Genomic DNA, 21,869 nt, shown 5'->3' on the forward strand with positions numbered 1-21,869 from the left:
TCCTTTGATTGCACTATTGGTTATTGGATAACGGCAACATGGCAACCAAGCCACATGCCAAGACGGTATTGAATGCCTGACTCATCAGTACAGTGAGAGGCTGTTTTTTTAATTCGGTAGTGATGAGGAATGCCTCGCACTAAAACCATTGGGCGTTTACCTGTACGGCTCACGTTGACCACTTCAAAACCTTGCTGAGTAAAAAGTTTGTTAACTAGGCACATGGTGTGGCTCCTTGTTTAATGCCGTGAAACTGCTCAAGCATTTTTTTATGACGTAAACGTGTTGCTAATGTAGGTGGTACGCGCTTGTCAAAGCACTGAATACGTCCTTTAAACTGTTGACGTAAACGGCGGTACGCTTTTTTCCAACCTGCACGGTTCGGGCGGAAGGTGACCACTAATTTTTCACACACGTTAAAATCTTCATCAAGATCAATATCAAGGTCAAACTCGGTTTCTGTTGATACAGATATTTCATACTGCAAGCCATCATCAAGCAGGTATTGATCGTTGCTTGTGGTGACGATAAACTCACCACGAATTTTAGGTAAACGGCGGTTAAACATGGTCGGCTCCCTCTTGTTTTAGGTCGTTAAAAGCAGATCGAATATGTGATTCATTCATACGCTGGTTACTACCTTGGGCAATCATTGAAGCAAGGCGTAATGTGTGACTTAACTTTCTTAACTGCCCACGTTTTCCTGCAATGTTATTAATAAGATCAAGCTCTACATCACTGGTTAGTCCCCATGCAGTGGCGATAGAGGTAATATCACTTTGCTTTACTTTTGGAATAGAAAGGCGTTTTGCAATGCGTGATTCAAGGCGTGAAAGGTCAACTTTGCGAGAGTCGCCAACCATCTTGCCGTACACCGTTGGGTTGCCTACTAACGCAAGACCAACACCCACTTTTTGTTGCATCACGCGCAATTCTTCAATCACTTCTAGCTGCAGGTGGTCGGCTTCGTCAATCACGATCAGACCATTAGTGCCCTCTAAACGATGGCGGATAACATGACAAAGTGAGTTAGCACGACGCGGTGGATTATCAATGCCTAGCTCCATTGCAAGTTCATAGAAAAAACCTACAAGGCTAGAAAGACTTGGTGAAGCAACGACTAGCCAGCAGTTTGGTGCATTGTCGGCGTAATATTTAGCGGCTGCGCTTTTACCAACACCAGGAGCCCCCATTACGACACTCATACCATCACCACGGCTCGCTTGTGCATAACGCAGTGTTGAAATAACTTGCTTTGCAGTCGTTGTTTTTACAAAGTCAGGTGCACTGGGCATGACGCTTTGTTTGTTAGTGTGAAGCTCAAGCCATTGACTTAATGTGCTAATAATCGGCGCGTTATCACCGGTATAACTGTTAGATAAAAACTGCGACAAGCGTGTTTTACCAATCGATGTTTCACGTGATATCTGTGCCTGTGTGTAGCTTGAGCTATTAATAAGCGTGTTAATTGACTCACGCAGTGAATTGGCATTACTGTTAATTGAAATTACATTTTCTTCTGTCATAATATTGTCCTTAATTGAAAGTTAATTGTTATTTAAAGCCTGTTTATATTTGCCCTATAAGCAGGCTTTTTTATATCTCATCGCCTAGCTGGATTAAGTCCATCGCTCTGCAAAATGCATCTTCCCGCTCATCTACTTCTACTTGCTGCTTACGTAGGGTGTTACCCACCTGTTGGAACATTTCTACAATTTTTGTTTCTGGCGGTGGCGGTGGTTCAATAGCAGGCATTTGTGCAGCCACTTCTGCTATATCCATTTTTTGCTGTGCTTGCGCTGCTTTCTTGGTCGCTTTGGTGTATTGGGTGCGGTGTCTATGTTGTTCACGCGCAGCGCTAGTATCATTAAAGCCAGCCATATCAATACATTCAGCTTCACAGATAAAACGACCATCAAGGCTGTAGCAAAGCACGCTTTTATGTAGGTTTCTTGGGTCGAAGCGGATCTCTAATTTATTGCTTTTAAGTTGCATTCCAATCAACTCAAGGTTGCTATAACGGTTTTTACGATTAGCTATCGTGCCACCGGATTGCAGAGTAAATGAGCCATCTTTTTGTAGCGTGACGCTCTCAGCTGTCAGCATTAACAAACGTAACTGTTCTTTGGTTGCTTTTTTGATTTGTGAAGCTTGATAACTCACATCAAACACTTCATTAAAAGAGGAAAGCCCCATACAGACTTCAGTTTCACGCTTAGCACGTGCGTTAAATTGAGCAACACCTGCTTCAACTGATTGCAAAAAAGCATCAACTGCAATCGCTTTAGAGCCGTAATTGTCAGGCTTAGCCATTGGGTTAGCGCCTGTATAACCACCCGCATTTAATGGGTGCTTATCGATCATCTCTTCAAGACCTCCCACACCAAAAGCACGCTCAATCGGTTTTGCTTGGCCGTGACCTTTGCCATAGTTGATGCTTGTCCAATGCAATTTAATGCCAAGTAACGGAATGATCCCTTTTGGGTCATCCTCTTTGACTTTGAAGCGGTAACGGTTTTTAACGCCACCTGTCATTTTTTTATTGGCGGCAGCACGGGTGTTATCTATCGTGACTTCTTTCGGGATGCCGTACTGTTCAATCACACTCATTAAAGCAAGGCGGATAGAGTCGGTGTTTTCTGATATATCGGTGTAGTAACCCACAATTTTACGGCTGTAAATGTCCTGCCAAAACCATGTTTTAGGGCGAACAATTTCACCATTGTGCCAACGAACAAACACATTGTGTTGGTAACCATCACCGTTGATATGCTCCATTGCATGCATGTTTAAAACCGTTCTGCGTTGCGATGGGTAAAGGCTCATCAGTGCATGCTCGCCTTCACGAAGTAGCACGATTTCATCTTTGGTGATTTCACGCTTTATTTTGCGAATAATGGAAGATTCCGATGGTACAACCCAACCTTTATCTTCACCTGCAATAATGGTGCGTTCGATACTTGTTGTTAAACAAGGTTGCTCAAGGCGCAAATAATCAGCCTTTAAAAACTCCCATGCTTCAGGTGTAAATTCTGCATCTAATGCTGCTTTACGCGCTTTATATTTGGGAACAAATAAGGTGATCCAATCGCAACGTTCATAACCATCAACGGTATAGAAAGTACGACGAACGGTCCCCACACTAGATTCAAACTTTTCAGCCACCATCTCTAATGCATTTTTAATAGGAATGTTTTGGCTACGTAAGTCTGCGACTGCACAGGCAATAGTAAACTTATGCTGTGCTTTTTCTTTATGCTTACTGGTTGCTTTTTCATAGCTATACCAGAGCGCTTCAGGGCAGTAACTTAATTCGCTACTGTCTTTTTTCGGTAGGTCAAACACAGTGCCATTCACTTCAATTTGTGATGCTTGAAGCATTAAATGAGCGCGTGTTTCGGTTGGTAATGAGTCGATGTGAAACTCTTTACCACCACCTTGACCAGAGCGAGGACGAGATTGCCATTGCTCTTTGTTGGCTTTTGCATTTATGTTCTGCACAGTGCTAGGCAGGTTAGGCACCTCACATAACTCTGTTGCTGAAAACCAATATTTCATTTTACTAATCCCTTTAACTGTTTCGTTAACATCTTTCGCTATAACACTTAACTGTTATATACTTCTAGGCACACCTATAACCAAGGAAGTTAAAAATGAAACCACCTGTAACCAGATCAATGCCTTTACCAAGAGAAGAAACCCTCTCACTATTTTTTGCTGGCGAAATAGAGATCGAATTACAACGTTTCATTGATGGAATCGACATGCCACCTAACAGCAAACATGATCTTTCTGAATTAGAGTGGTCAAATTTCATGTATGAAATCACAACGCGTCTTGGTACGGCTGCACCCGAAAGCGATAGCGTGAGGCAGTTGATGCGCGATGTAGATTACCGATTGGTTCAAACGCTTCATGCAAGGTTGAGCAGCGCAATCCAGCGGATGAATGAGATTGTGAATTATGAGTTTGAGGCTCAAGGCGGTCGTCGTGACATTGTGTGTCTGTTACCAACAACGTTTCCAGCTCGCTTTGGTGTGCTGATTGGAGAGGGACGATTGCAACTTGCAAAGGTCGAACAATACGATTTATTGCAGTAAGAACTTGAATTTTAAGCATGGCAACCTCCGAAAGCAGGTTTGTTATAACGGCTTGGCCAAATTTCAGCTGGTTCAAGGCCAAGGGCGTTGGCAATAATCCGCTCGCCTTTAGGCCACTTGCTGTTAAGTGCATTTTGCAAAGTAGATGAAGAATAACCCTGTGCACGAGCTAGGGCTGCGAGGCTGGTGCCACGTTTTTTTAGACCAGCGATAATGTCGGCACGATGCATATCCTGCTTTGTATTTTGATGTGAGTTTAATGCTTGCATTTTTTTTGCTCCTTGATTTAACTGTTTTCGTGAACTCATTTGCTTACGATTTCAATTAAGATAAACCTGTATGGGTTTAATTGCAAGTTGTTTTTGAACTTGAATGCGAGATTCACGAACCCATTCAAGTTAGTAACTGTCTCTTTTGCTCTTAAATAAGGCAAAAAAGCATATTTATCAATGGATTAAAAGAATATGACTGATAAAAAAGAACTTGAATGCACTCGTTCAAGTAAACCTGGTGAACTTGAATGTTTCCAGTCGCGCTTAAATAAAATCATTGGCACAAACAGCGCTCGCTCTTTAGCCTTGAAAGCTGGAGTATCTCCAACAGCTTTGCGAAAATATATAGATGGTGAATCAACACCAAATCTTGAAAGGTTGATTGCAATCGCTAATGCAGGTGGTGTATCTGTTCAGTGGCTAGCAACAGGTGAAGAAGTAGCTGAAAGGGTTGAATACCTTGAAGCGCCAACGGTAGGTGAACCATCTGATTTTGATGATTTTGTACTAATACCTGGGTATAGCGTGCAAGTTTCAGCTGGATTTGGTTCAGTAGGTAATGATGAAAAAATTCCTACTCGACATTTGGCGTTTCGTAAGAAGTGGTTGCAGTACAAGGGGTTCAAGCCACAAGACCTAATTGCCTTATGGGCGAAAGGTGATTCGATGGAGCCAAGTATTGGTGATAACAATACGTTAATCGTCCATACAGCAGAAAACAAACCTGTAGATGGCAATATCTATATATTTAGGCTTGAAGATCAACTGGTAGTCAAAAGAGTGCAGGTAAATTTATTCGGTAGTTACCTGTTAATCAGCGATAACTCTCACTACCCACCAATGGAAATAAAAAAAGCAGACATGGAACAATTTGATGTAATCGGCAAGGTAGTACACATCGCAAAAGATGTGTAAGAACAGCGTTTAAACATTCATTAAATTTGTTTAACAGAAAAATGCCGTTTCTCATTTTAAACGGCATTTTCCCCAAATCAGATTAAAAGATCTCATTTTTACAAGATCACGATCTAACCAAATAACCATATTACAAAAAGGAAGATTAAAGCGCACCAGGACAGCACGCAATCAAACAGAAGAGACCCCCTCTAAACTAAGCCACAACAGGCTTTACAGCCGTTAGAACACCACAATAAAACTATCGCCAAAATCATCACCACACTTACTTATTCAACCACATACCACCGTAAAATTTCACCAAATTCCATATCTCTCTTTAAATCTCATTCTTTATGACCCTATACAGTTATCAAAAAATACGTGTAATATTTTAGAGCTTTAGTACAAAAAAAAGAACCTCGAATTACCCTGAAATTTATTATGGAAAAAATAATAATGACAGGAAAGCCGACTCCAAATAACCATGAGGGGTGCATGTTAAAGTATTCAAAAAAAATCATAACAGCTGAAAGAGCTGTCCCGATAATAATTAGCATAGTAACTAAAAGAAACCTACTCATCAGTTTCCAAGGCGGAAATAGAAAATTTGTTTTTCCTTCTTGATTTGTCATTATTGAGCTAACTCCTCATATATCCCTATAGCGATAGAGTTAACATTACCAGATAATCCACTACCTGAAAAACTCATTGCAGCACCAATGGTATCTTTTAACTGCAATTTAAGAGACTGTGTTATTTGTATGCCTGAATAGCGCTTAGGAAAACTCCCACTGTTCACCATACTTTTTAATAGCTTGTTCGATACACCAGGGTTATTTAAACGAATAACTTCTTGAGTTAATCGTTTTCTTTCAGAACGAGATAACCCTTTTAAAATTGATGAAGCGCTTTTTCCACTATTAGCCATTAAAAGCTTTACGGTTTTTAATGTAGCGGCACCAGCAGCTACAGCTCCTGCTAGTGAGATAATATCTAAGGCAGTAGTCATATTTTGATACCACTCTTGTGAATCAAGAAAATCATTAACTTGAGGGGCTGCTACTTCTAGACCACTTCGCGCAATACCATTGAAGCATTGTGCAGAACTAGCTGCACTTGCGGCTACAGCAAGATAAGTAATTGCAGAGCTTGTTCCGCCCGACAAAGGAATCGCAGCACTACTGCCAAGCACAACAATCCAACCTAAAAAAGCTGCGCCACAACTCAAAACAGTACCAGCAACCTCTTCTACAAGTTTTGACTCTCTAATATTCCCTTGACCACCTTTTAAATGTGCGGCAAATTCACTTTGACTCATCATTTTTGGAGGTTCTCGCAATACAACTTTAATAGGGTGTAAACTACAAGTAGGAATAAATGGTCTCAATTCTACGATGGTATAACTGCTATCAATATAAATCACAGCCGCGCCATTAAGTTCGGGTATGCTGTCTATATTTTTAAATAGTTTATTTTGATTTAAATCATATAAAAGTTTAGTTTTAAGCTGATTTTCATTAAATCGAAATGTGTCATGCATGCTCATTTTAATTCCATATAGAGGACGTTAATTAAATAACAAATATATCACATAAAAATAAAGTTGATAATTACTTTATTTTTATGATTATTTTTTTTGTTGGTTATGGGTGCCTACATTTCAAGTGTCTGAGTGGCTAACTAGGCTGTATAATTTTTCATTTTTACCTGATTATTTTAAATAAAAAATACAATAACTCACAGGTCGTGATCTTTGCTTGATTAATTGTTCTTATTAATTAGTTGGTTAAATGGAGTGATAGTTCGCTGAATTAGCTTAATTAGGTTGGATTATGGGGGGGGAGGGCGTCGCCCTTGGCTTAATGCGTGATTATTTTGGGGAGGGGATTGCCTTTTCTTTTTAGGTAAAAAGCAATATTTGACCCCAGACGCACACGTTAGATATAAATGCACAAAATGACTGTTATGTTAAATGTGGGCTTTTTGATGCATAAATAATGTTTTTTCGTTGTATTTAATATGTGAAATTGATTGTATATATTGCGTTGTAGCGCTCTATCAATCTAGCTCACTAAGGGGCGTCATACGCCCATAAATAAGGGGCTAATTGGCAATACCCCCCAGCATAGGTGAGTTTGATTTGGTTACAGTCCAGTAAAGTGTAGTTTACTTATTATTGTTTTTGGCTGAACAGTTAATGCAATAGTCCATATTATTCATCATACCATCATTATCCATCGCTAGAATCTCATTATAAATATCTTGAAGGGGGGTGTTCCCATTACTTGATTCTGCACGTAATTTATCAGCTTCTAATTGCGCTTTTTCTGTTAAAACAATGGTTTTTTGTATATCAACTTTCATTTTTTCGTTGCGAATAATTGAATTTTCTAATGATTCTATGCGAGCAACTTTAACGCTGGCAGCTGTTTGGTATTTTTCATAGGATTCATGTAATGGTATTTTTTGATCAACGGAGGCATTACTATGTAGCTCTTCTTCAACCATTTTGATGGCAACCATTAAATTAGATAGCTGCATACGCATTAACTTCAGTTCGTCATTTAATTTCGTCGTTGCGGCTGAAGCATATCGTACAGCATCTTCGCTTGTCGTAATGAATTCACTGTAATGACCAAAAGTACGTGCATTCTGATTAGCCAATGATGCAACTCGTTTCTTGGCGCTGGCTTCTTTATCTGTGGTTTTGTGTGTAGAAGTGTCAATGTTAATTTCGTTAACTAATTGATTTTTGATCTTATTCGATTCTGTAATAAGCGGTAAATGCGTAGTTTTTACATTTTCATCACTGCGCATTGTGCGCACCGTAGGGGGCATAATCTGCGCATTTATTTTTATATGTCTTCGGGCTGTTGCATAATTTATTTGCTCCTTTTTACACCATGCTTTTACTGATATTCCTGAGTAAGCATACTCCGTTAAAAACTGTTGATGTAGTTTGTGCCATTGTGTTGCCATAAGGACTCCTATTATTTATCTACTCTATAATGTGTATTTATTTGTTTAGTGCATACCATGAAGCTATCTAGCTGTTACTTGTTTTGCTTCAATTGACTCGTGCCATAGTCATTTGTACTTGCTGTGTTTTTTTCTTTTGTTTTTACTTTTGCTTGATACGATAATCGATAAATTGCTTCGGCTTTAGTTTCTTCAAATGATGGATCTCCTCTTTTTATCATGTAGTAACAATTTTTTGGGGTATATAAATGACCGCCATCTGTTATGTCATGCCACATACTGCTTATTGTTTTAAGTAGTTTGTGGGGGTATTGTATTTTTGAACCATCAAGCATTAATGCCATATGATAATGTTGCTTCGATGATTTATATTGTTCTCGACACCATGTGTAACCTAGTCTTTTTATGTTGTAATAGCGTCTTAAGTAAAAGCGCAGTTTACTCAATAATATTTTTAGACCGTTGTTATCAGACGAAAAAGTGGCAACTCGTAAATCAAATACGACAATAAATGTTCGACTATGCTTAGTGATAGTATTTTCCATTTGCTCAATAATCTTCCTCATTTGATGTGTAAAAATAGGCTTGTTCTTACCGCTATTTACTCTAAACACTTTGTTTTTGGTTCTGTATATGGGGTTTTCACTTTTATATTTTGACATTTCAGGAATCGATCAAGACCATAGATATTATTAAATACCCAGTTGTTTTCATTGTATTAATAGCTTTATGCATAGTGTTCATAGGCATTAGTTAATCAATAGCTGATTAATAGAACTGGGTATAAACATAGCAAACTAGATTAAAGTATTTCATTTGCGTTCATTCGTTTTCACAGTCATTGCTGAGTTAACGCATAGGTTGTTTACCTCGCATCCATTCTGCAACATCCTCTTGACGCCACCCAACAGCTCGCTCGTGGTGTAATATTGGTTTTGGGAAAACCTTCTTAATTTTCCACCATCGATATATCGTGCTGTATGGACGGCCTGTTATTTGACAGACTTCTGCCGTTGATAATACTTTCATTTATTTTTCCTTGTTCATTGTTGCGTATTAGCTAAACTTTTTACGTGTGATTGCTGGCCTTCAATATTTGTTTCATTTTGCTATCTAAAATAATGTTGTATTTATAGTTTCTCCCTTCAAATTACCCCCTATTTACGCCTCGTTTACGCCTAATATCTTGGCAGGCCTTGTAAATAGGGAGGTAGTGTCGGATTTTTTATCCGTTGCGTGGTTTATTCTGGTAATTTTCCAGCTAGCCATAAGCCAAATAATGGCAAGCAAACATAACCACGTTTACCCACTTGTTTGTAACAAGTCGATAATCCTTGGTGTAGTTGTCTTTGCCAAAACAGGCGTTTTAATTGCGTGTGAGTAAATTGAGGGAAAACCTCGGCAACCTTAGTCATGGGTTGCCAGTTATTGAGGTTTGTTGCGTGTGTATTAAAGTCATTTAAATCAGTCATAGTTTTGTTTCCTTATACTGCGGTTCGCTGCAGTTCGGGAGTGACTATAAATATTTATTTTTGGTGTAATAGAACGGTTTACACCACCAAAATGTGACGTGGTTAGTATTATTTGATTTTAATCTGCATATATAGTTAGGTTAGCTGAAAATACTTTGTTGATATACCTGATTGATGGTTGTTGATCTCTTTCTTATGCTTAGCAACATCAGCCTTTTCACGCAGTAATACGAGGCAGCTGAATTCTGTGGAAACTTTTTAGTCGGTAGGCTGGAACTTAGGTAAGTTGGTTATATGCAGCAATTGCCTAACGGAACATTTACTCGTTTTTCTAATGATATTTTGATGGAGCTAATGTTTCATTTTGAGTAACCAGTTATAGTGATAACTTTAATTTTCGTTAGTCAGTGCACTTTAGGATACTTCGCGATTTAGCTTCCTGAGGCGTTTAGGGGCACAGAGCGAGATAGATTTAATAGTCAATTAGTTAGATATCTTTCTATAAATAGGCTTAGTGAAATCTGGGAAGTCTAACCTGAATACTCAGCTTCCTACGTTGGTGTGGGCTTTAAAGGCTATCAAGTCAACGAAATCCTCTTAATTACATGTGTTTGTAAGTGATCTACAAAGTGTTACTATGCTCATTTAAAGTCTTATAATAAGCCGTTTTGAAATAGGGCTAAAAGCTATACCTAACTCCTCTGATAATACCGATAGAGCAGGAATATACCGTTGGAAACTATTTGAAATATGCGTACTTTTAAAATTTTAGGCAGTGGAGTCTATCTACCTCCTTTACAAGTTTCGTCCGAAGAACTCGATAAAAAACATGGTTTAAAAAAGGGCACCATTGTTAAAAGAACAGGGGTTTCCTATCGACACTTTGCACAGATAGAAACCGCTTCTGTTATGGCTGTTGAGGCACTGAATCAAGCCTCAATTGATGCCAATATAAGCCTTAGTGATATTGACTGCTTAATTGCTGCCTCAGGTACTATGGAGCGAGCTATTCCCTGTAATGCTGCTAATATTCTTGCCGAGTTAAATTTACTTGAACCGATTACTGGTTTTGATGTAAATGCCACCTGCCTTAGTGGCTTGTTAGCTATGGACTTAGCATCATCTTTATTGCTCACTAAACAATACAAATGCATTGCTGTTGTTTCGAGTGACTTGGCTTCGCCAGCTCTTAATTGGGAAGATATTGAATGTGCTGGTTTATTTGGTGACGGTGCCGCTGCATTGATTTTGACCAGTCCCTCACTAGAATCTGAAACCAATCAAACAATTCTTGCATCTCAATTTAAAACATACCCCGTTGGTCTTAATCTTTGCCAGGTTCGAGGAGGCGGTAGTTTAAATCATCCTAGCAAAATTAATGAAGATTACACTCCTTACTGTTATTTTGAAATGCAGGGTAAGGAGCTTTACCGTACTGTTGTTAGCGTTATAGGGCCTTTTTTGGATGAGTTGTTTGCCAAAACAGAGCTGACGTTGGCGGATATTGATTGGCTTATTCCTCATCAGGCTAGTGGTCTAGCAATGAAACATCTTTTCAAAAAGTTGGGAATTAAGCCAGAAAAAGTGATAAACCTGCTCCACGATCGAGGCAATCAAATTTCCGTCTCTCTTCCATCTGGTTTACATGAGTTGCGACAATCAGGTAAAGCTAAATTTGGAGATAAAGTACTAATGCTTGGAACCTCTGCGGGTTTAAGCATTGGCGGAGTTATTCTAACGCTATGAGGTTAGAGTTATTAAAAGTAGGTCACTGCTTTCATCCAGAAAGGATGGTGTTAAAAGGGGCGAGTTGGAAACCAACGGAGTTTCCTTCGATTGTCAGCTTAATAAAGCATCCGAGTAAGGGCTATATTATATTTGATACAGGATATGCCGACCACTTTACGACTGCTACTCAGCCGTTTCCAGAGCGTTTTTATCGCTGGATAACGCCGATGTGTCTTCCTGATTCAGAGCGCCTTGTGAATCAGTTAGCAAAGAAGAATATTGCAGCACAAGATATTAAGTATATTTATATATCGCACTTTCATGCAGACCATATTGCTGGTTTGAAAGACTTTCCTAACGCTCGTTTTATATGTTCTAAATTGGCTTTACAAACCATAATGCAGGGATCTCGTTTGGGTAATCTATTGCAAGGTAGCTTGTTGAGTTTATTACCTGATGACTTTTCTAAACGTACTATTTTTATCGAAGAGTGTAAAACCATAAAAATATCAGGTAAGTTATCGCCATTTCAATATGGCTATGATGTATTTAATGACGGCTCTCTAATAGCAATAGCTTTACCTGGGCATGCCCATGGACATTATGGTTTGATGGTCTATCGCAATAAACAACCCGTTTTTTTGATTGGTGATGCATGCTGGTCCATTGAATCGATCAAAGAGCAGAGATATCCTCACCCGATCAGTCAGATAATTCTTAGTAATACGAGAGAGTACTACGACACACTAGACAAGCTGAGTCGGTTACATAGTCAAAATTCAGAGTTAACGCTTTTACCTTCACATTGCACCCAAAGTTATAAGGCCTTTTATGCTGGGGAAAGTTAAGCAGGCCTGCTACTTTATTTATGGCTATATGATTGCTATCAAGTGTAGGACTGCCTCGCAAGAACGAACGGCTAATCGACAGCAGCAACGCTTTCAAAAATTAATTAATCATGTTGCAGATAAATCTCATTTTTACAGTAGATTTAAAAATCAAACCTTAAGTAAATTTCCAATAATCGATAAACCGTTATTTTTAGCTCATTTTGATGAAATTAATACTGTAGGGTTAGATCTCAAACAGTGCGAAGAGCACGGACTTAAAGCTGAAAGTGACCGTGATTTTAACGCTGTTCTTAAGGGGGTTTCAGTTGGTCTTTCATCTGGTACTAGTAATCAGAGAGGTGTTTTTCTCGTCTCGCCTTGTGAACAAGCTTTGTGGGCAGGGTATATTATTGCTAAAAACATCCCATTTAGTTTTCGCAAAAAGAAGGTTGCATTATTTCTAAGGGCTAACAGTAACCTCTATGAGTCGACGAACGGACTATTTATGGACTTTCGTTTTTTTGATCTTACCAAATCGTTTGATGATTTAATCGCAGAGCTTGAAGCGTATAACCCTCATATTTTGATCGCCCCAGCTCATGTGCTTGATATTATTGCCAAACACCAGAGCACTATTAAACCGGATAAAATAATATCTGTTGCCGAAGTATTGGAAAATTCGATGAGAGACAGAGTAGAAGATTGTTTTCCTTGTAAATTGCACGAGATATATCAAGCAACTGAGGGCTATATTGCCTCTAGTTGCTCTCATGGTAACTTACATATTAATGAAGATATATTGATTGTCGAAAAGGAATGGATAGATAAAGAGAGTGGTCGCTTTGCTCCCATTATCACTGACTTAAATCGACGCACTTTACCTATTATTCGATACCGTTTAAATGATATTTTGATTGAAGAAAAAGCGTCTTGTCCTTGTGGTTCGCATTTTACTCGATTACAAAAAATTGAGGGGCGAGAGGATGATATGTTGTGGTTACCTCATTCGACTAACGGGTCACTAGTTGCTATTTTTCCTGATTTGATACGCCGAGCAATGTATATATGTCAAACCCAGGTATCTGACTACCGTATCGCACAACACGGTGGCGTTATTTCTTTTACTTATAAAAGTGATGACGCAGCTAAGGCTGAGCAAGATATTACGGCTACATTGACAGAATTATTTACCGGCTTGAATGTTGATAAGCCTGAAATAAACTTTAACGTGGGCATTAAACAAGATCTTATGAAGAAGCAGCGCCGGATTGCCTGTTATCAAAAACCAAGTTTTGTGGACTAAAACAATGATGAAAATTTTAATTACGGGTGCCTCTGGTTTTGTCGGTGGTAGCTTTTTGAAACGCTTCTCTGATCAAGAAGGCATTGAGATTCACGGGATATCTAGACGCCCTATGCCTTGGGATAATTATTCACAGGTGGATTTATCTAAAGGTATTGATATCGACTTTAAACCCGATGTTGTGATTCATGCTGCAGCACATGTATCTCCATGGGGAAGTAAGAAAACTTTTTTTGAAGGCAATATTTTGTCTACTGAAAATGTTATTGATTTTTGTGAAAAAAATGGCCATCCCAAACTTATTTATATATCATCCAGTTCGGTTTTTTATCACGATAAACCGCAGTTTGATATTACCGAAAATAGTCCAATTGGCCCTGATTTTATTAACGATTATGCGGCGACTAAATATGCTGGTGAACAGTGTATTCAAAAGTATTCTGGAAAAAAAGTTATATTAAGGCCTCGGGCAATCTTTGGTCCTGGTGATGAAGTATTATTTCCTCGTATTCTAAAAGCAGCTGAAAAAGGAAAATTGCCACTATTTACGACACAAGAGCCTGTGATAGGTGATTTAATTTATATTGATTGCTTAACAGACTACATGTTGTTTGCTGCGCAGTCTGACTCTATTCAGGGAGACTACAATCTCACCAATGATAAACCGATAGAAATACAAGCCGTTTTGCTTTCGGTACTTTCTCGTCTTGGATATCCTCAACCGAAGAAAAAAGTCAGTATGAAAACTGCAATGAGGTTGGCTGGGATTGTTGAATGGTGCTATCGCGCTTTCAACATTAAAAATGAGCCGCCAATCACTCGTTACGGAGTGAGTGTTTTGGCTAATTCAAAAACATTTGATGTTACTAAAATGCTAACTGATTTCGGTCCACCGTCAATGACCATTGAGCAAGGCATTGAAAACTTTATTCAGTGGGAATTAGAAAATGTTTAATATTTTGATCGCTTGTCTTTATCTATCACTACAACTGTTTAAAAAGCTTAGCGCACAATCTTATTGTAAAACAGTCATTTTGCCCCAAAAGCCTGTTTTATTAGAGAACGTCGCCATTTTTCAACCCATACTTAGTGGTGATGCTAGCTTGTCATGGACACTAGAAAGCAATCTTCTTATTCTGAAAGAGGCCTGCTTTTACTGGTTGGTTGATGACGAAGATCCCGTAGGGCATGAAATAGTTGATGAGCTTATTAAGCGACATCATGATAAAAATATCGTTAAATTATCTTTCCCCGAAGCACCTGAAAGTATTAATCCCAAGCTGTTTAAGTTAAATGCAGTGTTATCGCAGTGTCAGCAAGACTATTGCATAGTGCTTGATGACGATACCACTTTACCTGAGCCATCATTACAGATGATGTTAGCCGACTTAGCACACTGTGAATTAGTCACTGGCTTGCCACAATACCGTGAACAAGGTGATTTCTATTCACGCTTACTTGCGGCTTTTGTTAATAATAATGCTTCATTTACCTATTTATCTTTGCTTCCTTATATGAAACCAATAACGATTAATGGCATGTGTTATGGATTTAAACGAGAACAGTTAAATACAATAGGTGGCTTTGAACCCATTCTTGGTTGTTTGACGGATGATTTTGCGATGGCAGAACATGTTTTATCCCATGGTGGTACGATACGTCAAACTACGTTTATTCAGCTAATAGCAACCTCGGTTGATGACGCAAAGCATTATTTTAGGCAAATGCACCGTTGGTATGTGTTTGCTAATATTTTATTCTTTAAACAGAACAATAAAACTAAAGCCATTATTTTCTCACTGCACGGGTTACCGTCCTTATTATTGTTAAGCTTATGGTTTACGTTATTTTTTAACTTTTCAGTTATTAGTGCTTCGACACTACTCATAACGCTGATAGTACGACAGTGGATTATTGCCGGGAGTATGAAAGGTCTGTTGTTATCTGTTTTATCAGAAAGTTTACAAACACTTCATTTAGTACATGCATTTATGAGTAAAAAAATACGCTGGAGAAATCGTTTTTATCGTGTGGATTCCAATAGCCAATTTACCAGTATTAAAAAGTAATGATTTTGATGAAAGCTATTTTTATAACAGGGCAAAGCAACCGGCGTTGCTGCCAGTTAAGCCCCAAACAGAAAAAGATTGCTGATTTTCTTGAGGAAGAAGGTGTTAGTGTTGCGCCTTTTAATTTTCCGTATGATAGTCAAATGAATGTTTATCATGAAACTAACTTATTGAATGCTAGTTTATCAAATACTTTACAGTACTTTTTATCGAGAAAGCCTCATTTTGAAAAACAATACCGAGCACAGGTTATTAAACAATTTGAGCAATATGGTTACTGTATTGTAATGGCTGGAAGTTGTGGGCTTGAGTTGTTAAATAATTTACATTTACCAGTTAAACTACTTAAAAATATGCATGTTATTGCTTATGGACCTGTAGCTAGAACTCTACCTAAAACACAAGTTACAATGATTCAAGGGAGAAATGACTGGCTTTCAAAATTATTCTTCAAAGAGGTAGACTATCTCGTTGACTGTGGTCATATGGACTATCTCGAGAGTACAGAGATATTAAACGTTTTGCAGCAAGTCATCTGTTCTATAAAGAAAAATCAAATGAATAATATACATGAAAAGTGCACGTGAAAAAAATTAGTATTGATCTCTTAGCCCCCCCTTTCAAAGGTCACTTGCACCCCATTTTGTCGATGGGCAAGCAACTGTTAGCGCATGGCTTTGACGTTACCGTATTATCATCGGAAACGGCCAAAGTTGATATTGAAGCGGCAGGTCTTAGACCATTATTGCTTACATCCATTGACGATAAAATCTTGATTGAGTGTGTTAACCCTGCCTATGCGGTACGAAGTTCACCAACAAAATTGATCGCTCAATTTAAGCAAGTCATAAGTTTTTTCAGACTATTGAAAACAGAGCTAGAAACTATTTACGCTGAACGTTCATGTGACTTAATGATTGCCGATTTCACATTACCTGTTGCGGGTATTGTCGCGGATCAAAATGACATTGTTTGGTGGACAAGTATGCCTTCGCCCTGTGTTATTGAATCTAGTACAGGAACTCCGAGTTATTTAGGTGGCTGGAAAGAAAGTGACAGTCTGCCGTTAAAGGCTAGAGATTGGTTAGGCCGTAAATTGGTGAGGCTATTTAAACGAAGTGCTTTTTATTTATGCAAAAAAACTATTCGTTCTTTAGGTCTAGATAATATTTACCGAGAAGATGGCACAGAAGTTATCTATTCAAAACATTGTATTTTATGCCTTGGCTATCAAGATTTTGAGTTTTCAAAAAACTGGCCAAAGGCGGCTAAATTTGTTGGTCCTATGCTTTATACTCCTGAAATCACAGATGAACCTGCACATGAAGCCCCTATGTTTCAGGAAAATAAACGCTATGTGCTAGTAACTCTTGGAACGCACCTCGATTGGTGTAAAAAAGGTATATATCAGGAAGTTGAAAAACTATCGATACAATTTCCCGATGTGGTATTTCATTTTACCGATGGGAATGCCAATAACGATAGTTATGCCAAAAGTCATAATCAATGCTTTAGGTTTTCTTACATCAATTATGAATGTTACTTACCAAAATACGATTTTGTGATCCATCATGGTGGCGCTGGCATTTTGTATTATTGTCTTCAGTTCGAGAAGCCCTGCATCGTCATTCCTCAAGACTATGATCAATTCGACCATGCAGCTCGTTTAGAAGCCTTAAACCTTTCTATCTGGGTTAAAAATGTTAAAGAGATATCAATAGCACTTCAGACCTTACTAATGGGTAGCTGTGTTGCTCAAAGTATAAAAAGTTTTAATGAGCGGTACGCTAACAAGAACCATAATTTAGCACTATTAGGCTTGGTTGAATCGGAGATAAAGAGACGTGATATTGAAAATTCTGGAGAACAATTATATCCAGTTAACACTTTCTTCTAATAACTCTAACCTCCTTATATATAGTATTTTTAATGACAATTGGTTTGCATTTATATAGTTGATAATTGTTGTGGATTGGTAATTCTGGTCGCTTTTTATAGCTTCTAACTCGCTTGGGGTCGTTTGCAATTTAGTTTTCTATCTCGGTTTGGGGCACAGAGCGAGATAGAACTTTTGCTCTATTATCGGTTGAGATACCCAATTTATCCTGATTTTCTCTCAACAAAATAGTAATAGCAAAAGGCAAGATCTGACCCCAGAAATGATGCTCCTGTGAAGTACTTTCCAAATTTTGATATTTAACCTAACTGTGACACCGTATAATTTGATGTGAAATAACGCTTTCAAGTGGTGTTTTCATCACAAAAAAATCACTTTCTTACAAATAATTGATTTTGAATAATGGTACTCATGCTTAATAGGGTATGCTGTTTCTCATTTGCTTCAGAGGATTTTTCATCGTTTATGGATATCACCTTACAGTCCCAATTAACAAATGTAGATGAAATAAAAAGCATACTAAAAGAGGTGCTAGTTTCATTTAAGTTAGCAGATGATTGAGATGTCAACACTCTACTAGTATATCTCCCATGTACTGAAGATGGGAAAAGTGACTATACAGATTTTTTTGAATGTGTAAAAAATAGTATTCTCCAAAATTTTGTATTCTCTTGTTCTGAAGTTGAAAAAAACTAGGAATAAAAAGTGTAACGGCTTCGGAATATTTTTTCAAAAAGCACTTAGAAAAATTAGCAGACATACAGCCAAAGGAGAATTGGGAGAACTGATATTGTTTACCTTACTTGACGTATATCTATTAGCTCCTAAGTTATTGAGTAAAGTATCAATGAAAACCAACCCTAGAATGCCTGTATACGGAGCGGATGCTGTTCATGGTCAGATTGTTGATGGAGAGTTGAGGGGGTATTTGGGAGAGTCGAAGCTTTATAAAAATTTTAAATCAGCAGCCTCAGAAGCAACTAAATCAATTAAGAGTGCTAAAGATAAATATGAGGATGAATTTGACTTGCTTGACAGTCATATGGACTTTCCGAATTTAGATGAAAAATTAGAAAGTCAGATTTTACAGCTTTTGAATCCATATACGGCTACACAAGCCATTGATAAAATTCACTATGACGTTATCTTTTGCTAGTTCACTATTAAATAACCATTTTTAATGGTTACATCATAGAGACTATTTGTTCCTGTACCTGATGCACTTAAAAATAGATAGCCTATTTTTTAGTTAAAATTAAATAATAAATAAATCTTATTTAACTTAAATTGAATATGCCTCTGTGGGTATGAAATTTGGCGTAAATTTGGCGTAAACCTGTCTAAGTTGTATTAAACCGAAAAGAACCTAAGTCATTTGAAACAATATGTTAAGTATCCTATACTACTACGGTAACCTGTAATATCAGGATTCAAAATCCGTTTTCGAAAGAAGTGCCGGTTAAGTCCGGCCTCGGGCACCATATTCAAACAATAAAGCCTCAACTTACGTTGGGGCTTTATTGTTTCTAGGTCAATCAAATAGCCATTATTTCTTAGGTATAAATTACTATTTAAATTAATTGTTTACTGACAATAGCTGCGCTATGATTTACGACGCCAGGTATCAAAAAAATTGATACTTGGCGTCGTAAATCATTCAGGAATCGTGTTCATGAAGTATTCATTAAAACAATTAGCGGTGTTTGATGCCGTTGCTATGCATGAAAGTGTTAGTGCAGCTGCGCGGCAGTTATCAATGACTCAGTCTGCTGTTAGTATGTCCCTTTCTCAATTAGAGCACGTACTTGATAGACCATTATTTATTAGGCAAGGGAACCGACTTGCTTTAAGTCATTGGGGGCGTTGGTTAAGGCCAAAGGCAAAACATTTATTACAAGAGGCAATGCAAATTGAACTCGGGTTACACGACCAACAGATTATTAGTGGTAATTTAACAATTTGTTCTAGTCAAACACCTGCCAAACATATATTACCTAAATTAATTAGTAAAATTGATGAAGATTTTCCTGAACTGCATTTAGATTTAATGGTGGAGAATACTGATTCTGTTATTCAATGCCTATTAAATTATGAATGTGATTTGGGAATGGTTGAGGGGCGTATTGACCATACAGGTCTTCATCAGCAAAAATTGCTTGATGACCACTTAGTTATCTTTTGCAACCCTAATCATCCTTATGCCAAATTAAATAAAGTGAATAGTGCGCAATTAGAGCAAGCGAAATGGGTGATGCGTGAGATAGGGGCGGGTACTCGACGTATTTTTGATGGCGCTATCCACGGTATAATTGAACATATTGATGTATGTAAAATTTATGAAAGTGTTCAAGTATTAAAAGCGTTAGTGGAAAATGGTGTGTATTTAAGTTGCTTACCTTATCTAGATGTTGCACAGGAGGTTGAAAAGGGGGATTTAGTTATATTGTCAACACCTCAATTGAATATGGATAGAAGTATTTCATTTATATGGCGAAAAAATACGGGTGAAAATCCATTAAGGGATTGTGTTCTAAGAGAAGCACAACGTTTAGTGTCAAATTCTAAAAAAGCAAAAACAAGGTAAGTGCACACTTACCTTGTTAAGTTTATTAACTAGTCTTCTTTATTTAATCACCCGATAATTTCGTTGATATGAGCAATTAGTAAGATTATAAAACTAAGCCGCTTCAATTTTACATTGGTCATTAGGTGTATACTGCTTAACTACGAATTTTGCGAGTTCACTGCGAGAAATAACTCCAACTAATCGGCCTTGCTCTGTTACAGGATATATAGAAGGTCGTTGTGCTGATGCTGATTTCAAACGTTGATCATAACTTTGATATTGATTGCTGATTAACATGCCTGAGCCACTCACTGGGAATAATTTATCTTTGTCGACTACCATGAACTCAAGCAGAGTCGTGATGGGTTGTGCGGCATCAACAGTTAGGATCTCTGTTTGCATAATATCACTAATTTGGCATTCTAGTTTTATTGAATATTCTTCAGACCAGAGGTGTCTTAAAAGATCTTGTTTTGAGATAAAACCAAGCAGTTGTTGTGCTTTATCGACTACTGGGGCAGCGCTAAGATCATTTTCGGTTAATAAAGCGAGTGCTTGGTAAATATCTTGAGTTTGTGTTAGCAGTAAAGGTGTTTTATTCATGATATCTTTTACTGTTATGTGCTGTAATGTTGTTTTCATAATGTCTATATCTCCTAAAGGGGTTAATTGTTTATTATTTGTTGTTTTTTTGTTTGTTGGTGTGGTTTTTTCTCTGTCTATCAACCAATATCCGATACCTACGAATAAGCCACCCCCAACAATATTGCCCAGCGTTACTGGAATAAGGTTGTGTAAAATGAAGTTAGACCATGTGAGATGAGCAAAATCAGTTATCAATAGACCGTGATTAATATAAAAAGCGGGATCGCTGATCGATTTAATCGTAAGACCAAGGGGCACCATAAACATGTTGGCAATACTGTGTTCAAAACCACTGCTAACAAACATGGCAACTGGCAATATCAGTAACATGGACTTAGCTAAAGTATCTTTGCTGCTAAACGTCATCCATGTACCTAAACAAACGAGTAGATTACATAAAATGCCGAGAGCGAAAGCCTGTGCCCAAGTATGTTCAAGTTTATGTTGTGCTATTTGTAATGCATTGATCCCCCACTGCCCACCATCTAAAAGGTGCATGCGAGCAGTGATGACCAACGCTAACATTATCGCCGCTCCGACTAGATTACCTAAATAGACGCGTCCCCAGCATTTCAAGAGCTGTCCTGTTGAACATAATCCCTGAGCCCACGCTACACAGCTTAATACCGTACTGGTAAATAATTCTCCGCCACAGACTACAACAAGGATTAAACCTAAGCTGAATGCTATGCCACCTGCTAATCGAATCAGTCCCCATGGGGTATTGCTCGCACCAGTGGTAACTGTGATATAAAAAACAAATGCAATAGCGATGAATGCGCCTGGCAAAAATGGCTAATGCAAAGGATTTCGCTAAGGATTTTTGCACCTTTGAAATACCATATTGCTCAACTTGTTTTAATACACTATTTTGAGCGGACGGCTGTTGATGGCTGTTGATTAACTTAATGGGATAATTTCTGTTAGTATTCATCGTTTATCCCTGCGATAACTTACGCTCTGTTGTTGGTATTTATTTTTTATTTTTCTGTTGAACATGCTTTTCTCCTTGTAAAAATATATCGATTAAATTAATGCACTTGAGTTTTTTGGTGCTTAAAAACAATAAGATAAAACGAAGGGTAATGATATTTGATAGTTGTGATAAATT

At 37.9% G+C, this 21,869-nt stretch carries 22 protein-coding genes; 11 read left to right on the plus strand and 11 right to left on the minus strand.

Translation table 11 applies throughout. From position 1 onward, the window contains the following. Positions 1–20: 20 nt before the first annotated feature. From AB1A03_RS11965 to AB1A03_RS11980, 4 genes are all read right to left on the minus strand, one after another. Positions 21–224 carry a hypothetical protein gene (locus tag AB1A03_RS11965; protein WP_354624867.1) on the minus strand — a complete coding sequence of 68 codons (204 nt, stop codon included), beginning with the start codon at positions 222–224 and terminating at the stop codon, positions 21–23. Continuing rightward, complete coding sequence (locus AB1A03_RS11970) at positions 215–568, minus strand: hypothetical protein (protein WP_354624868.1); 354 nt, start codon at positions 566–568, stop codon at positions 215–217. Before AB1A03_RS11970 ends, AB1A03_RS11965 begins: the two co-directional genes overlap by 10 nt. Continuing rightward, on the minus strand, positions 561–1,526 hold the full coding sequence (locus tag AB1A03_RS11975) for an AAA family ATPase (RefSeq protein WP_354624869.1): 966 nt from the start codon (positions 1,524–1,526) through the stop codon (positions 561–563). The genes AB1A03_RS11970 and AB1A03_RS11975 overlap by 8 nt, the downstream gene beginning before the upstream one ends. A 70-nt stretch (positions 1,527–1,596) precedes the next feature. Further along, positions 1,597–3,558 (minus strand): transposase domain-containing protein, encoded by a 1,962-nt coding sequence (locus tag AB1A03_RS11980; RefSeq protein ID WP_354624870.1) that lies wholly within the window; start codon positions 3,556–3,558, stop codon positions 1,597–1,599. 95 nt (positions 3,559–3,653) lie between these two features. Here AB1A03_RS11980 and AB1A03_RS11985 point away from each other — a divergent pair, with 95 nt between their 5' ends. Beyond that, the gene (locus tag AB1A03_RS11985; protein ID WP_354624871.1) at positions 3,654–4,100 is read left to right on the plus strand and encodes a hypothetical protein; all 447 of its coding nucleotides are present in this window, start codon (positions 3,654–3,656) and stop codon (positions 4,098–4,100) included. Positions 4,101–4,111: 11 nt separating this feature from the next. Here the strand turns inward: AB1A03_RS11985 and AB1A03_RS11990 are convergent, their stop codons facing one another. Beyond that, positions 4,112–4,369, minus strand: a complete 258-nt coding sequence (locus AB1A03_RS11990; protein WP_354624872.1) for a helix-turn-helix domain-containing protein — start codon at positions 4,367–4,369, stop codon at positions 4,112–4,114. Positions 4,370–4,564: 195 nt separating this feature from the next. On the opposite strand from AB1A03_RS11990, the gene AB1A03_RS11995 reads away from it, so the two are divergent. Beyond that, entirely contained in the window at positions 4,565–5,287 is a 723-nt protein-coding gene (locus AB1A03_RS11995) for an XRE family transcriptional regulator (RefSeq protein ID WP_354624873.1), read from the plus strand. Positions 5,288–5,900: 613 nt separating this feature from the next. Here the strand turns inward: AB1A03_RS11995 and ssp4 are convergent. The 5 genes from ssp4 to AB1A03_RS12020 form a co-directional block, all read right to left on the minus strand. Further along, entirely contained in the window at positions 5,901–6,815 is a 915-nt protein-coding gene (gene ssp4 / locus AB1A03_RS12000) for an Ssp4 family T6SS effector (protein ID WP_354624874.1), read from the minus strand. A 620-nt stretch (positions 6,816–7,435) separates the two neighbouring features. Then, positions 7,436–8,248 (minus strand): cell division protein DivIVA, encoded by an 813-nt coding sequence (locus tag AB1A03_RS12005; protein WP_354624875.1) that lies wholly within the window; start codon positions 8,246–8,248, stop codon positions 7,436–7,438. Positions 8,249–8,322: 74 nt separating this feature from the next. Continuing rightward, the gene (locus AB1A03_RS12010; protein ID WP_354624876.1) at positions 8,323–8,910 is read right to left on the minus strand and encodes a YagK/YfjJ domain-containing protein; all 588 of its coding nucleotides are present in this window, start codon (positions 8,908–8,910) and stop codon (positions 8,323–8,325) included. 187 nt (positions 8,911–9,097) lie between these two features. Next, positions 9,098–9,277 (minus strand): helix-turn-helix transcriptional regulator, encoded by a 180-nt coding sequence (locus AB1A03_RS12015; protein ID WP_354624877.1) that lies wholly within the window; start codon positions 9,275–9,277, stop codon positions 9,098–9,100. 212 nt (positions 9,278–9,489) lie between these two features. Continuing rightward, the gene (locus AB1A03_RS12020) at positions 9,490–9,720 is read right to left on the minus strand and encodes a hypothetical protein (RefSeq protein WP_354624878.1); all 231 of its coding nucleotides are present in this window, start codon (positions 9,718–9,720) and stop codon (positions 9,490–9,492) included. A 750-nt stretch (positions 9,721–10,470) separates the two neighbouring features. Between AB1A03_RS12020 and AB1A03_RS12025 the strand changes: the two genes are divergently transcribed. The 9 genes from AB1A03_RS12025 (at position 10,471) to AB1A03_RS12065 (ending at position 20,131) form a co-directional block, all read left to right on the plus strand. Next, the gene (locus AB1A03_RS12025) at positions 10,471–11,466 is read left to right on the plus strand and encodes a 3-oxoacyl-[acyl-carrier-protein] synthase III C-terminal domain-containing protein (protein WP_354624879.1); all 996 of its coding nucleotides are present in this window, start codon (positions 10,471–10,473) and stop codon (positions 11,464–11,466) included. After that, entirely contained in the window at positions 11,463–12,296 is an 834-nt protein-coding gene (locus AB1A03_RS12030) for an MBL fold metallo-hydrolase (RefSeq protein ID WP_354624880.1), read from the plus strand. Before AB1A03_RS12025 ends, AB1A03_RS12030 begins: the two co-directional genes overlap by 4 nt. Continuing rightward, positions 12,280–13,581: a F390 synthetase-related protein gene (locus tag AB1A03_RS12035; protein WP_354624881.1), complete on the plus strand. Its 1,302-nt coding sequence runs from the start codon at positions 12,280–12,282 to the stop codon at positions 13,579–13,581. Before AB1A03_RS12030 ends, AB1A03_RS12035 begins: the two co-directional genes overlap by 17 nt. 4 nt (positions 13,582–13,585) lie before the next feature. Next, positions 13,586–14,536 (plus strand): NAD-dependent epimerase/dehydratase family protein, encoded by a 951-nt coding sequence (locus tag AB1A03_RS12040; protein ID WP_354624882.1) that lies wholly within the window; start codon positions 13,586–13,588, stop codon positions 14,534–14,536. After that, positions 14,529–15,650, plus strand: coding sequence for a glycosyltransferase (locus AB1A03_RS12045; protein WP_354624883.1), 1,122 nt, complete (start codon positions 14,529–14,531; stop codon positions 15,648–15,650). Before AB1A03_RS12040 ends, AB1A03_RS12045 begins: the two co-directional genes overlap by 8 nt. Positions 15,651–15,655: 5 nt before the next feature. Beyond that, positions 15,656–16,237: a hypothetical protein gene (locus AB1A03_RS12050; protein ID WP_354624884.1), complete on the plus strand. Its 582-nt coding sequence runs from the start codon at positions 15,656–15,658 to the stop codon at positions 16,235–16,237. After that, the gene (locus tag AB1A03_RS12055; RefSeq protein ID WP_354624885.1) at positions 16,234–17,547 is read left to right on the plus strand and encodes a glycosyltransferase; all 1,314 of its coding nucleotides are present in this window, start codon (positions 16,234–16,236) and stop codon (positions 17,545–17,547) included. Before AB1A03_RS12050 ends, AB1A03_RS12055 begins: the two co-directional genes overlap by 4 nt. A 775-nt stretch (positions 17,548–18,322) precedes the next feature. After that, entirely contained in the window at positions 18,323–18,703 is a 381-nt protein-coding gene (locus tag AB1A03_RS12060; RefSeq protein WP_369434232.1) for a HamA C-terminal domain-containing protein, read from the plus strand. Between the two features lie 516 nt (positions 18,704–19,219). Beyond that, positions 19,220–20,131, plus strand: a complete 912-nt coding sequence (locus tag AB1A03_RS12065; RefSeq protein ID WP_354624887.1) for a LysR family transcriptional regulator — start codon at positions 19,220–19,222, stop codon at positions 20,129–20,131. A gap of 93 nt (positions 20,132–20,224) precedes the next feature. Here the strand turns inward: AB1A03_RS12065 and focA are convergent, their stop codons facing one another. Beyond that, a complete protein-coding gene (gene focA / locus AB1A03_RS12070) occupies positions 20,225–21,547 on the minus strand; it encodes a formate transporter FocA (protein ID WP_354624888.1) in 1,323 nt (440 codons plus the stop codon). Between the last annotated feature and the right edge of the window lie 322 nt (positions 21,548–21,869).

It is taken from the genome of Psychromonas sp. MME2 (genome assembly GCF_040566515.1).
In the GTDB taxonomy this organism is placed as follows: Bacteria; Pseudomonadota; Gammaproteobacteria; order Enterobacterales; family Psychromonadaceae; genus Psychromonas.

Bases quoted from the DNA above. Each gene is read 5' to 3' on its own strand.
- AB1A03_RS11965 (WP_354624867.1), bottom strand. From the start codon at position 224: ATGTGCCTAGTTAACAAACTTTTTACTCAGCAAGGTTTTGAAGTGGTC.
- AB1A03_RS11970 (WP_354624868.1), bottom strand. From the start codon at position 568: ATGTTTAACCGCCGTTTACCTAAAATTCGTGGTGAGTTTATCGTCACC.
- AB1A03_RS11975 (WP_354624869.1), bottom strand. From the start codon at position 1,526: ATGACAGAAGAAAATGTAATTTCAATTAACAGTAATGCCAATTCACTG.
- AB1A03_RS11980 (WP_354624870.1), bottom strand. From the start codon at position 3,558: ATGAAATATTGGTTTTCAGCAACAGAGTTATGTGAGGTGCCTAACCTG.
- AB1A03_RS11985 (WP_354624871.1), top strand. From the start codon at position 3,654: ATGAAACCACCTGTAACCAGATCAATGCCTTTACCAAGAGAAGAAACC.
- AB1A03_RS11990 (WP_354624872.1), bottom strand. From the start codon at position 4,369: ATGCAAGCATTAAACTCACATCAAAATACAAAGCAGGATATGCATCGT.
- AB1A03_RS11995 (WP_354624873.1), top strand. From the start codon at position 4,565: ATGACTGATAAAAAAGAACTTGAATGCACTCGTTCAAGTAAACCTGGT.
- ssp4 (WP_354624874.1), bottom strand. From the start codon at position 6,815: ATGAGCATGCATGACACATTTCGATTTAATGAAAATCAGCTTAAAACT.
- AB1A03_RS12005 (WP_354624875.1), bottom strand. From the start codon at position 8,248: ATGGCAACACAATGGCACAAACTACATCAACAGTTTTTAACGGAGTAT.
- AB1A03_RS12010 (WP_354624876.1), bottom strand. From the start codon at position 8,910: ATGTCAAAATATAAAAGTGAAAACCCCATATACAGAACCAAAAACAAA.
- AB1A03_RS12015 (WP_354624877.1), bottom strand. From the start codon at position 9,277: ATGAAAGTATTATCAACGGCAGAAGTCTGTCAAATAACAGGCCGTCCA.
- AB1A03_RS12020 (WP_354624878.1), bottom strand. From the start codon at position 9,720: ATGACTGATTTAAATGACTTTAATACACACGCAACAAACCTCAATAAC.
- AB1A03_RS12025 (WP_354624879.1), top strand. From the start codon at position 10,471: ATGCGTACTTTTAAAATTTTAGGCAGTGGAGTCTATCTACCTCCTTTA.
- AB1A03_RS12030 (WP_354624880.1), top strand. From the start codon at position 11,463: ATGAGGTTAGAGTTATTAAAAGTAGGTCACTGCTTTCATCCAGAAAGG.
- AB1A03_RS12035 (WP_354624881.1), top strand. From the start codon at position 12,280: ATGCTGGGGAAAGTTAAGCAGGCCTGCTACTTTATTTATGGCTATATG.
- AB1A03_RS12040 (WP_354624882.1), top strand. From the start codon at position 13,586: ATGATGAAAATTTTAATTACGGGTGCCTCTGGTTTTGTCGGTGGTAGC.
- AB1A03_RS12045 (WP_354624883.1), top strand. From the start codon at position 14,529: ATGTTTAATATTTTGATCGCTTGTCTTTATCTATCACTACAACTGTTT.
- AB1A03_RS12065 (WP_354624887.1), top strand. From the start codon at position 19,220: ATGAAGTATTCATTAAAACAATTAGCGGTGTTTGATGCCGTTGCTATG.